A 13,293-nucleotide genomic window follows, 5' to 3' on the forward strand; every position below is an offset into this window, starting at 1 on the left:
GGAAATAGTATACAATGTATTATCACGTGTTGCATGCTTTTTCTATTTATAGGTGAAGTGCATGGGCAACGTTATAGTCCAGAAAACGAAGATGTACGGGTTGGTCCGCCAAAACCGCCACTAGGAAAAAGATGGGTCATGAATCCCGATTTTTCAGATGAATTTAATGGTACAGCGTTAGATACTACAAAATGGTTGGATCATCACCCTACTTGGATAGGAAGAGAACCGGGATTATTCATGAAATCACAAGTATCCGTTGCTGATGGTTACTTACAGCTGAAAGGCGAAATGATGAAAAAGGACACCACAATAAATGCCTATGGTAGCAACAGGACATTTTCAATTGCCGGTGCTGCGGTAGTTTCCAAGAAGAAAACACAGTTCGGGTATTTTGAAACAAGGGTAAAAGCCGCGGCAACTACCATGTCTACTACATTTTGGTTTTCTACCGTAGGTAGTTTTAAAGGACCTAACGGTTGTGATAAATATGGCCTAGAATGGGATATTCATGAATCGGTTGGTAGATCAGGCGATTACAGTGGTAGCTATTTTGCAAGTGGAATGCACTCCAACAGTCACTTTTGGTATACTGATTGCGAAGGCGAGCGACATGATCGGAGGGCTGCTCAGGTAAGATTTGAAGATAACGAGGTAACCTCAGAAAATTTTCATGTATATGGTGGTTGGTGGCGTAATGAAAGTTCCGCTAGTTACTATTATGACCATAGAGAACCAAAACATCAAAAATTCTATAATAAAGTAAAGGAAAAACCATTTGATCAACCCATGTACATGCGTTTGGTATCTGAAACCTATCCTTTTCCTTGGATAGAGCTTCCAAACGAAAAAGAATTGTCCGATCCAAGTAAAAACGTAGTTTATTATGATTGGGTCCGCGCGTATAAATTAGAGGATATTTCAAAGAAGATATCTCATAGCCCTTTAGAAAAGGAATTACAATTGTATGATGAAAGTGTCATTTTTGATACTACGGAAATTACGTTAGGCAAGGGGTCTAACTTGGAAATTCCGATTTCCTATAAAGCAAACGAACCAAGGCAATTGGTTTTGGAAATCTATAATACGGCCGATGAAAAAATAGCTTCGGATAAAGTACAATTGCTTGCTGGTTATGGTCATTTTCGACATAAATTAAAGTTGAGCAACACGTTGAATGCAGATACCGAATATCGTTTACTTGCCAAATTACAACCTGTACAAGACGATGATAAAACCATTTTAGACCGTAACAACCTTATTTTAAAGATTAAATAGCTTAATAATCGTCTTTTAGAACCATTTATATTCCTAAATGGGTCATATGTAGTGCTGGTTTCGGGCAAATCATCATAATCTTGTTATAGACCTTTCAGTTAGTTATCAGTGCTAAGGTCTCATAGCTAGACTGGCTCAGGAAATTAATTGTTCATAGGATTAAATCTATTTCAAATGATAAAACACATCGGTAAAAAACTAGGGATTATTGCTGTAGTATTAGGAGCAAGCTATCAATCACATATATATGGCCAAAACGATAAATATGCAGAAACTTGGGAGTCTATAGCCAAGGTAAATGCTACGCCAGATTGGTTTTTAGATGCCAAATTGGGTATTTATGCACATTGGGGTCCGGTATCAAGTGCTTTTGAGGGAACCGAACCAAGCAAGCATTATGCAGGTTGGCATGGTATGATGATGTATAATGATGGTAAAATAGTTGAAACCAAAAACGGTAAACCCAGTAACAATTACCTCCATCATAAAAAGAAATACGGTAAACCATCAAAAAAAGGATATATAGAAATCATAGAAGATTTTTCTCCAACAGCTTTTGACGCCAAGGAGTGGGCAGATTTATTTGCAAAATCGGGGGCAAGGTTTGCCGGTCCTGTAGCCATGCACCATGATAATTTTGCGATGTGGGATAGCAAGGTAACCCGATGGAATGCTATGAATTATGGAGGTATTGATCCGTCTGCAGCACTAAAAAAGGAGATAAATCGAAAAGGCATGCGATTTATAGGATCTTTTCACCATGCATTTACCTGGAAATATTTTGGTCCTGCACACGCACACGGTAACATTGATCCTAAAGATTATGATTTGTATACCAACCCGCACAGTTTGGATAATGACACTCCAGATGAAGCTTTTAGGACAGCATGGTGGGCCGCCTTAAAGGAATATATTGATAATTACCAACCGGATATTATTTGGTTCGATTGGTGGTTAGAGAATCTACCGGAAGAAGACCGACTTAAGTTTTTGGCCTACTACTATAACAAGGGTAAGGAGTGGGGTAAGGAAGTAGCCGTTTGTTATAAAGAAGCAACCTTTAACGAAGATGTTGCTATAAAGGATTATGAACGCGGTAGACCAAATCAACCCAAACAGAATGCATGGCTAACGGATACTTCACCGGGAGCGTGGTTCTATAGACCCAATGCCAAATTTAAAACAGCCAATGAGCTCATAGATATACTTGCGGATATTGTGGCAAAAAACGGATTAATGTTGTTGAACGTACCACCAAACCCAGATGGTAGCATTCCACCGGAAATGCAAAAATTATTGACAGATATGGGAGCTTGGTTAGAAATTAACGGCGAGGCAATTTATGATACACGTCCATGGACCGTTTTTGGTGAAGGGCCCACTAGATTGCCAGAAGGTGGGCATAAAGTAGAGGAGAAGCTAAAAATAGAATACAATGAGAACGACATAAGATATACCAAGAAAGGCGATAAAGAATTTTTTGCTATTGTATTAGACGAGCCCAAAGGCGATGTAATCATGAAAACGTTGTCTACTGATATTGGAGCATTAAATTCAGCTATTCTAGAGGTGCAACTAATTGGTAGTACCGAGAAATTAAAATGGGAACGGAATGAGAAAGGTTTGGTCATTCAAAAACCATCCTCTTTTCCTACGGAATATGCCCATGCTTTTAAAATTACTTTAGAAGGTTACAAAGAGAATAATATTGGTGGAGATGTAGAGGCGCATATAGATTAATTTTTTCGATGATGAAATATTCGGTCTTTACTATCAAAAAGATGCTAATAGGTCTATACTGTATAGGTCTTGGCTGTATATTTTCCTTGCAATCACAGTCAAGGCCAAATGTTATTTTGGTACTAACAGATGACCAAGGTATTGGCGATTTGGGTGCGCATGGCAATAAGTGGTTAAAAACACCCGAAATTGATACTTTTTATAATGATGCCGTAAGAATGACCAATTTTCATGTGTCTCCGTTATGCACGCCCACTAGAGCCGCAATAATAACCGGTAAGTATCCAATAAGCAATGGGGCGTGGGCAACATACAAAGGTAGAGATGCCCTTTCCAATCCGGTGACCATGGCAGATGTATTTAAGAAAAATGGCTACAAAACCGCTTTGTTCGGAAAATGGCATTTAGGGGACAATTATCCCAACAGACCAACAGATTCTGGTTTTGACACGGCTATTCATCATTTGGCAGGTGGTATCGGTGAATTGTCCGATTATTGGGGAAACGATTATTTTGATGATGTCTACTATGTAAACAATCAACCTAAACAATTTAAAGGGTACTGTACCGATGTTTGGTTCAATGAGACCATAAACTTTATCAAGAACAATAAGGACCAACCGTTTTTTGTGTATTTGCCATTGAATGCGCCTCATGATCCGTTATATGTGGATGAAAAATATGCTGCCCCGTACAGACATTTAGAAGGCAAGGAAATAGTTAGTGCTAATCTTTATGGAATGATAGCCAATATTGACCATAATTTTGGCAAGCTGACCAAGTTTTTAAAAGCGGAAAAATTAGAAAAGAATACGATTGTCATTTTTATGTCAGATAACGGTACACGCTATGGGTATCAAGAAGCTGATAATTTAGGCTACAATAAGGGCTATAGCGGAATAAAAGGTAGCAAACAAGAAGGCGGACATAGGGTTCCTTTTTTTATTCGATATCCTGAAGCAAGAATTAATGGGGGTAAAGACAATAATACGTTGGCGGCTCACATAGACCTTATACCAACGCTGGCAAGTTTATGTAAACTAGATACGCCCGATACATTGGGTTTAGAGGGAGTTGATTTTTCTACCGTATTAAAAAATACAGATGCAATTTTAAAAGATCGAACGCTATTCCTGCATAATCGGCAAGACTGGAGACCGCCCAGACAAGAATCTGACGGACTTGTTTTACGCAACGAATGGCGATTACTACAAGGCAAAGAGCTTTACAATATAGTTACTGACCCCGTGCAAAAGAAAAACATAGCAAATGAACATCCGAAATTGGTCAAAGATTTACAAAGTGAGAATGCAACTTTTTATACATCGGCTATAGGTAATGATGTAATTAATGAAATACCGGTAGCTATTATAGGCACGGAACATCAAAAAGAAATAAAATTAACAATTCAACACGCCATTGGTGACGTTAACGGTATTTGGAAAACCGAACAAGTGGCTGCGGGTGTAAAAAATAAAAATAATACACACGCTATAGAGGTTGCAAAAGAGGGCATGTATACTATTTCATGTATGCGTTGGTCCAAAGAAGTACCTGGTCCTATTCTAGGGGTGCCAAATAAATTTCCTAAATCAAATTTTGAGTATGTGTCCATTTCTCCGGATAAGATAAGATTACGGATAGCCAATCAAATTTTAGAAAAGACTATTAACCCAAATGATCAGTCAATAGATTTTAAGGTGTTTTTGGAAAAAGGTAAAACGTTTTTGGTAGCGGACTTTGTGTCTGGCTCTGATACTTACGGAGTCTATTACATCTATATCAATAAAATTTGATATGCTTTTTAAAGTAAGATAGAAGAGATAATTATCATAAACGGGTAGTGAATTACAATACATTAAGGCTGGGTATTGTATTGTTTAACTATTTGTTGTTGAATGTGTTAGTTGTTTGTTCAGTTAATGTCTAGTAACGAAATAATGGGCTTTAAGAAAGGTATTTTAAATTTCAACTTTAAAGAATACATAAAAATTACCCTAAAAAAATTAATTAAACCTAAATTTTTATTTCATAAATGAGAATAATTAAAACATTACTAGGTATTTCTGTTGTGTTGGTATTTATAAGTTGCCAAGAGAAAGCTATAAAGTCAACTGAAAGTAATACGGGCGAAGAAGATAATTTGACTATAACCCAAGAGCAAATTGACCACTTAGGTATAACCGATGTTGAGCATTTAAGTGCGGCTTCAAAAAGAGCATTAGCTTGGCCAACCGATTTAGGAAATGAGTGGTTTTTAGAATTTAATCAACTAGAACCGTTAAAAGGCGATTTGGCATATGAAGAAGGTGTAATAAGAAGAGACCCAAGTGCCATGATCAAAGAAGATGGTAAATACTACGTTTGGTACTCTAAAGGTGTTGGGCCTACGCAAGGTTTTGATGGAGATATAGAAAACGAAAAAGTATTTCCTTGGGATCGTTGTGATATCTGGTATGCAACTTCTACAGATGGTATTACTTGGAAAGAAGAGGGAATTGCCGTTGCAAGAGGAGAAAAGGGCGCCTATGATGATCGATCTGTTTTTACAGTAGAGATTATGAAGTATGAAGATATGTACTATCTAACCTATCAAACTGTAAAATCACCGTACAATAAAAGAGTTAAGAACCAGATAGGTTTGGCTTGGTCAACATCTCCCAATGGTCCTTGGATCAAGAGCAAAGAACCAATTTTGAGTCCTGCAGACAATGGTATTTGGGAAGGTGATGATCCTAATGATCGCTTTTCGGTAAAGAAAAAGGGAGACTTTGATAGCCATAAAGTTCATGACCCCTGTATTCTACCTTTTAAGGGTAAATTCTACCTGTATTATAAAGGTGAGCAAATGGGCGAGGAAATTACATTTGGTGGCCGTCAAATAAGACATGGTGTCGCCATTGCCGATAATCCAAAAGGACCATATGTGAAATCTCCATATAATCCAATTAGTAATAGCGGACATGAAATTTGTGTATGGCCGTATAACGGAGGAATTGCATCCCTGATCACAACGGACGGACCCGAGAAAAATACCATTCAATGGGCGGAAGACGGTATAAACTTCAACATCATGGCGTCAATTCCAAGTCCGCCGCACGCTATAGGTTTAAACAGACCTGTTGATAGTGAAAAAGAACCTACAGAGGTTTTAAAGTGGGGGTTAACACATGTATATAATAGTAGGGACTATCAAAGTATAATGCGTTTTACCTCTCGTAAAAAAGAGAAATATTAGAATCTATGTACTTTATATGGTAGTAAAAATAAGCACCAGTTTTGATGAAGAATTAGCACTTCATGGATACAAGCTCATTCTATTGGTATTTCTAGTTGTTGGGCAATGGTGTTCAGCGCAGAACAAACCCAATATTGTTTTTATCCTTGCCGATGATGCCGGTTATGCAGATTTTGGTTTTCAAGGAAGTAAAGATTTCAAAACCCCATATTTAGATGAGTTTGCCAAAGAGAGCGTTCGTTGCACTCAAGCCTATGTAAGTGCTGCCGTTTGCGGTCCGTCAAGAGCAGGTTTTTTAACCGGTAAGTACCAACAGCGCTTTGGTTTTGAGGAAAACAATGTACCTGGTTACATGAGTACTTCTGGAGTAACAGGTGATGATATGGGCTTACCGTTAGATCAAAGAACCATTGCCAATGAATTAAGGCAACAGGGTTATACTACCGCCATTTTTGGTAAGTGGCACATGGGCAACGCAGACAGGTTTCACCCCACCAATAGAGGTTTTGATGAGTTTTACGGATTTAGGGGAGGGTCTCGTAGTTTTATGCCCTATGATGAAACCAATAAAATCGATAAGAACGAAAACAGATTAGAGCAGGGTTTTGGTAATTATCTAGAGCACAAAGGATATTTAACGGATGTACTGGCAGATAGAACCAATCAATTTATAGCTCAAAACAAAGACCGTCCATTTTTTATATATCTGTCCTTTAATGCCGTGCATACGCCAATGCAGGCAACAAATGAAGATTTAGATCAATTTCCAAATTTAACTGGAAAGCGAAAACAACTGGCAGCAATGACCTTGGCCATGGATCGGGCATGCGGTAAGGTGTACGATCAATTGAAGAAGCTAGATTTATTGGATAATACAATCATTGTATTTACCAATGATAATGGAGGACCAAGTGATGCCAATGCGTCATTGAATAAACCCTTAAGTGGCACCAAGGCAAATCATTTAGAAGGTGGTGTTAGGGTTCCGTTTTTAATTTCTTGGAAGGGAATTTTACAGGGCAATACAACATACGATTATCCTATTTCTTTGCTGGATATGTACCCAACATTCAGCACAATTGCCGGTGTTGAGGCGGCTAATTTAAAGGGGTTGGACGGAGTTGATATTTTGCCTTTTTTGAAAAAAAATAAGAGTGGTCGCCCACATGAAACTTTGTATTGGAAAAAGGAAAATAGGGCTGCTATCAGAGAATTGGATTGGAAATTAATTAGATATCCAGATAGACCTGCAGAGCTCTACGATGTATCAAAAGATACTGCCGAGGAATATGATTTGGCATTGCAATATCCAAATAGAGTTAGGGCAATGTACAAAAAGCTATTTCAGTGGGAGCTAGGTCTAGAACGACCAAAATGGCAACTACAGCGCAAGTTTGAAGGAAAGGCCGCAGAAAGAATGGATGCGTACAGTGCTCCAAAAATAAGAATGAATAAAGATTAACACAGCACATGAAAACAAACGTAGAACATTTTGGGACTATTGAAGATAATGACATACAGTTGGTTACGTTGATAAATGACCATGATGTAGAAATTAAAATTTCAAACTATGGAGCCACCATAACCTCTATTAAAGTACCGGATAAAGAAGGGAATATAGATGAAATCGTGTGCGGATTTGATGACTTAGATAGTTACTTTTCACCGGCATATACCAGTAACGCCCCATACTTTGGAGGTACTGTAGGGAGATATTGTTCTCAAATTAAAGATTCAAAATTTACATTGGAAGGTGTTGATTATCAATTAAATAAAATAGTTGGTGATAATAATCTTCACGGAGGCAAAAAAGGGTTCGATAAGAAAATTTGGACCGTTGATACCTATGATGAAAACAAGGCATTGGTTACCATGAAATTGGAAAGTGGGCATTTAGAAGAAGGCTTTCCTGGCAATGTGGTTGTCTGGGTAACTTTTACCATATCCAATACCAATGAACTACAGATAGATTATATAGCTACTACGGATCAGAGTACACCGTTCACCATCACCAATCATTCTTACTTTAATCTATCAGGATTTAAAGATGATGTTTTGCAGCACACAGTTAAAATAACATCGGATAAAAAACAAGTTTGGGACGATACGGGAGCGGCAATGGGCAATAATATTTCAGTACTAGGCAAGCAGGACGATTTAAGAACACCTAAGAAAATAATTGATGTTCATGACGCCATGGGAGACGGTTTTGAGCATTATTATCTGTTTGATGAAAAGGGTTTTGAGCTAGGTAAGGTAGCTGAAATTACAGAGGAAAACAGCGGTAGAAGTTTGGAAGTATATACGACCGAACCGGGTATGCTTTTTTACACCGGTAAGTATACTTCAGACGAATTAAAAAGGGAGACAGGCTTGCAATATGGAAAATTTAGGGGATTGTGCCTAGAGACACACCGATACCCGAACGGACCAAATATTACCAATGCCCCCAAATCTATTTTAGATAAAGACGAAACCTACCGAAGTACGACCATTTTTAAATTTGGCTGGTAACCATAAAATAAACTAAACCAAAAATATACTAAGATGATAGAAGGAGTATCGTTGGCAATTTTTGCCGGATTAATGCTGGGTCTTTATGCCCTGCCAGAAAAATTTACCAAAGACTTTAAATATGAGAACACTTGGAGTTTGTTTTTTCTACTCACTATGTTCGTTGTACCAATATTTGCTTCGTTAACGCTCATTAACGGGTTCGGTGAAATATTCGGTAATATGCCTATGGATATATGGGTAAAGATGGGACTTACCAGTTTCTTATGGGGAATAGGGGTAATGATGTGGAGCAAGGCAATTAATCACATAGGGCTTTCATTAGGCTTTTCCATTTTTATAGGAACCATAATTCTAGTGGGTTCATTATTACCTTTTATAGAAGACGGTTTACCGCCAACCAATGTACTTACCTTTATTTTAATTGGAATTTTTATTGTGTTGGTCGGCGTTATCTTAAATGGTAGGGCAGGTATTTTAAGGGAAAAGGATGAAGCCGGTACCAGTGATAAAAAAGGTTCTATGGTTACCGGTATTATGATTGCCGTAGTTGGTGGGTTATTGGCAACCGGTTTCAGTTATGCAAACGCAGCAGGTAGACCTTATTTACATAAAGCAAGTATAGCTCAAGGAAATGCAGATTGGATAACTGCCGTAGCGGTAATGTTCCCTATATTTTTAAGTGGAGGTATTGTAATGACCGCATATTTCTTGTGGCAATTAAGTAAGAACAATGCTTGGGGCAACTTTAGGACTCCGGCATTCGGTAAAAACGTAATATTGATATTAATAATGGCAGTTTTCCATTATGCCGCATCGGCATTATTTGCGTACGCCGCATTTAAATTGGGTAGCTCTGGTAATACCGTAGGTTATGCTATTTTCAATACATCATCTGTGGCCACGGCAATTGTTAGCGGTCTAATTACCAAAGAATGGATCAATGCCTCTTCAAAAGCGAAAAGTTTTCTATATGCAGGACTTGCGTTGATGATTACGGGTATTGTGGTAGTTGCATATTCTAACGGCATAAACTAGCGAAGATTTTTGTTTTGAATAGCTAAAGTGCAAATTGTTTAAAAAGCGGGGGGTTGTAGGTCTTCCGCTTTTTTAATTTTTATTCTTTTCAAGTTCAATTGTTTAGATCAATTTTTAAATAGCTGTATCTCGTCATCGTTATTGCCTACTAGCAGTCCAGTTTTGCCATTATTGAGATTTATGGACTTTAATGCCTTTACATTTTTTGGGGCGAAAAATCCGCTTGTTAATCTATTTTGGGGTGTAAAGTGTCCCTCTTTTGTGCCCAAGAGTATCAACCCGACCGAAGCATCAGCTCTTGTGGTCTCAATTTCAGATTCAAATTTGTTTCCTGCCAAAGCAATATCCGTTACTCCGTCAGCATTGAAATCCCCTGTAACAAAGCCGTTAATACTAGAAAATTGTGCTGGGTAGGGTAAAGGAGTGAGCTTGGCATTACCATCATTGAACCTAATGATTACCGAAGCAAATTCATAAGCATTAAGCTGTAGGGCATTATCAATACCTTCACCGATAATTTGTCTTAGGTTGGACTTGGAAAATTGAGTAAAGGTTTGAAATTTTCTATCCAATCCGGGGAGCTGTTCTGAGCTACACTGTAACCCCCTGATCGGTACTTGTCTGCCTTTGTAGTCTTTCGCCAGAAAAATATCATTAGTTCCGTTTTGATCAAAATCGCTCGCAAAAACTTTAAAAGGTTTTTTGTCACTTGCTGTAAACTTATAATTGAGGCCTAGGTTACCTACTAAAAGCTCGTTAATGCCATTTTGATCAATGTCTGCGACAGTAATGCAGTTGTACCAGCCGTTAGTTTTGCTTAAACCATAAGAGGTAGTTTCATTTTGTAGTTTGCCATTGTTGGCTTTAAATATGGTTATTGGCATCCATTCCCCAACAATAATCAGTTCTTTTGTATTGTCGCCATCAATATCTGCATATGTAGCATCGGTAACCATACCAATATGTTCAAGTTCTGGAGCCATTTCTTTTGTAACATCGTTAAAGTTTCCATTATCGTTCAATAAAATTAGACTTTTGGGTGCTTTGGGATATTGACCGGGGACTAATCTGCCCCCTATAAAAAGGTCTAGGTCACCGTCATTATCAATGTCAAAAGGTAGAGCGCAACCACCACTTTCAGCACTGATCATCATTTCTCTTTTTTCGGTAAAAAGCCCCTTACCATTGTTGAGGTAGAGTCGGTCTTTGAGTAGGGGAGAGTTCTGGGAAAATTCATTTCCGCCGCTGACTACATATAGATCCAAGTCTTGGTCATTATCTACATCAAAAAATACGGCATCGACATCTTCATATTTGGCATCGGTCAACAAAATAGGATGGTCTTTTTTTTCAAATGATCCACTAGCTGTTTGTTGGTAAAGAGCTCCTGGACTACCAGATGCACCGCCTACGTAAAAGTCCTCTAAACCATCGTTATTAATGTCGCCCACGGCAATGCCAGGACCTTCGGTAGATAGTTTATGTGGTAGTAATACCTGAATTTTAAAATCGTCAAACTGGTTTTCTCGATGTTCGTAGACGGAAGAGAAAGAAGTGTTGGTTACATCTTTAAACAATGTTTGCTTTGTTATGGACTTATCAACAGGCTGTTTTGCTTCTTTATAATCGATAATGAGATTGCTACTAGAAGCAACATTTTGAATTAGATGTTCTTTACCGTCTGGCCAGACTATAGAGATGGAGTCTATTTTCGATATTTTTCCAAGCCCAAAATGGACAATAGGTTCTACTGAAGATAGATAGCCGCGCACCGTTTTAAATTCATGGAATTGTATGCTGTCATTAGTTTTTAACGTGATTTTTGTACCTAGGCCATCTTTATTGGTCTCAGGGCCCTTTAATTTAATTTTTAGGAATTTGTTTTCAGTAGTATTGCTCAAATTTTCGTAGAGAAATGCGGGGTCATCCACATTGTTGACGATCAGGTCTAAATCGCCATCATTGTCCAAATCTGCAGTTGCGGCGCCGTTAGAAAAGCTTTGTTGGTCCAAGCCCCAAGCCTTGCTCATGTTGGTAAATTTTAGGTCACCTTGGTTTTTATAGAGGTAATTAGAAATTTTATTTTGCTTGAACAGTGAAATAATATGCTGTGCATTTTCTTCATTACTGCGTTGTGCCGCCTGTGCACTTTGCATATACTGTCTAAATTTTATGGTTGCATCTTTATCCCAAATATCTCTTTTGAATCCGTTTGTAATGAAAATATCCCTTAAACCATCATTATCAAAATCACTGGCAAGGCATGCCCAGCTCCAATCTGTTTTGGCAATACCGGAGTATTGTGAAACATCGCTAAAAAAACCGTCTCCACGGTTTTTTTGAAGCATGTTATGCATATACTGATAATGAAAACCATTGTTTTTCATACTATTGAATAGTTGGGTATTCATGTCTGCCATAGTAGTTTTGGAGCGTTCGTAATCTTCTGGCATCATTTCTAACTGTATAATATCTTCCCAGCCATCATTATCTAAATCCGCTATATCTACACCCATGGCGTAAAAGGGTATGTGGTTGAACCTAGACTTTAATTGTTCGCTGAAATTTCCTTTGCCTTGGTTCATATATAGGTAATCTCGTTCTAGATAATCATTGGCAACAAAGAGATCCACTTGTCCGTCTTTATCTACATCAGAAGTAACTAATCCTAATCCGTAACCAAAATTGCCGTTAATACCCTTTTGCTGGCCTACTTCTTCAAATTTTCCGTAGTTGTTTATATAGAGTTTGTCTCTGTACAATTCATCTTCATTGGCCTTACCGGCTAAAACCTGCTGGTAATTGAGAAAAAAGTGTTCAGGTCTGTTGGTTAGATAAAGGTCCAGGTCATTATCGTTATCCATATCAAAAAAGGAAGCCATTACAGAAAATCCTTCATCGGCCAGTCCGTATTCAACTGCAGACTCTTTAAAAGTGTTATCGCCTTGGTTGATATAAAGAAGGTTACTTCTTTCTTGCGGAGTATCTTGCCAGCCACCTCTACATATATAAATATCTGTTAGTCCGTCAGCATTGACATCTGCCATGACTACGCCGTTATGCCAACCGTCTTGTTTGGTAAGATTTGCTTTTTCTGTAATATCTTCAAAAGTGAAATTTCCTTTGTTAAGGTATATTTTATCTGGGGCTTCATTGGCGGTAAAATAAATATCCGATAATCCGTCATTATTAATATCTGCTACGGCAACACCTGCACCGTTGTATACATAGTTGAAAATGGCAAAAAAATTATCATAGTTTTCGGCAATCGTATTTTTAAATTTGATTCCTGAATCTTCGGGCTGTACTAATTTAAACAGTGGTGTTTCTTTGGTATTCTTCATTTTTTGAGCCACTTCTTTATCTTCACAACTATGAAATAGAAAGCTGATCGATAATACAATTATTACGGTTTTAGGGGCTAGAAAACGGTGAAGAAACATATACTGTGTTTTAGCATAAAAGCCTATTCAGAAATGGTGAAT

8 protein-coding genes are annotated in these 13,293 nt (G+C 37.9%); 7 read left to right on the forward strand and 1 reads right to left on the reverse strand.

Annotated features, from left to right (window positions below):
- Window positions 1–33: 33 nt before the first annotated feature.
- From I600_RS15345 to I600_RS15375, 7 genes are all read left to right on the forward strand, one after another.
- Window positions 34–1,278 (forward strand): family 16 glycosylhydrolase, encoded by a 1,245-nt coding sequence (locus tag I600_RS15345; protein ID WP_082643002.1) that lies wholly within the window; start codon window positions 34–36, stop codon window positions 1,276–1,278.
- A 174-nt stretch (window positions 1,279–1,452) separates the two neighbouring features.
- Complete coding sequence (locus tag I600_RS15350) at window positions 1,453–3,018, forward strand: alpha-L-fucosidase (RefSeq protein WP_058105437.1); 1,566 nt, start codon at window positions 1,453–1,455, stop codon at window positions 3,016–3,018.
- An 8-nt stretch (window positions 3,019–3,026) separates the two neighbouring features.
- Window positions 3,027–4,814, forward strand: a complete 1,788-nt coding sequence (locus tag I600_RS15355) for an arylsulfatase (protein WP_245188903.1) — start codon at window positions 3,027–3,029, stop codon at window positions 4,812–4,814.
- A gap of 239 nt (window positions 4,815–5,053) precedes the next feature.
- Entirely contained in the window at window positions 5,054–6,256 is a 1,203-nt protein-coding gene (locus tag I600_RS15360; RefSeq protein ID WP_058105438.1) for a glycoside hydrolase family 117 protein, read from the forward strand.
- A 16-nt stretch (window positions 6,257–6,272) separates the two neighbouring features.
- Complete coding sequence (locus tag I600_RS15365; protein WP_058105439.1) at window positions 6,273–7,718, forward strand: sulfatase-like hydrolase/transferase; 1,446 nt, start codon at window positions 6,273–6,275, stop codon at window positions 7,716–7,718.
- A gap of 8 nt (window positions 7,719–7,726) precedes the next feature.
- Window positions 7,727–8,770, forward strand: coding sequence for an aldose epimerase family protein (locus I600_RS15370; RefSeq protein WP_058105440.1), 1,044 nt, complete (start codon window positions 7,727–7,729; stop codon window positions 8,768–8,770).
- Between the two features lie 33 nt (window positions 8,771–8,803).
- Entirely contained in the window at window positions 8,804–9,808 is a 1,005-nt protein-coding gene (locus tag I600_RS15375; protein ID WP_058105441.1) for an L-rhamnose/proton symporter RhaT, read from the forward strand.
- Window positions 9,809–9,915: 107 nt separating this feature from the next.
- On the opposite strand, the gene I600_RS15380 is transcribed toward I600_RS15375, so the two are convergent.
- Window positions 9,916–13,251, reverse strand: coding sequence for a VCBS repeat-containing protein (locus I600_RS15380; protein ID WP_058105442.1), 3,336 nt, complete (start codon window positions 13,249–13,251; stop codon window positions 9,916–9,918).
- Window positions 13,252–13,293 lie beyond the last annotated feature (42 nt).

It is taken from the genome of Maribacter dokdonensis DSW-8, from assembly GCF_001447995.1.
Lineage (GTDB): Bacteria > Bacteroidota > Bacteroidia > Flavobacteriales > Flavobacteriaceae > Maribacter > Maribacter dokdonensis.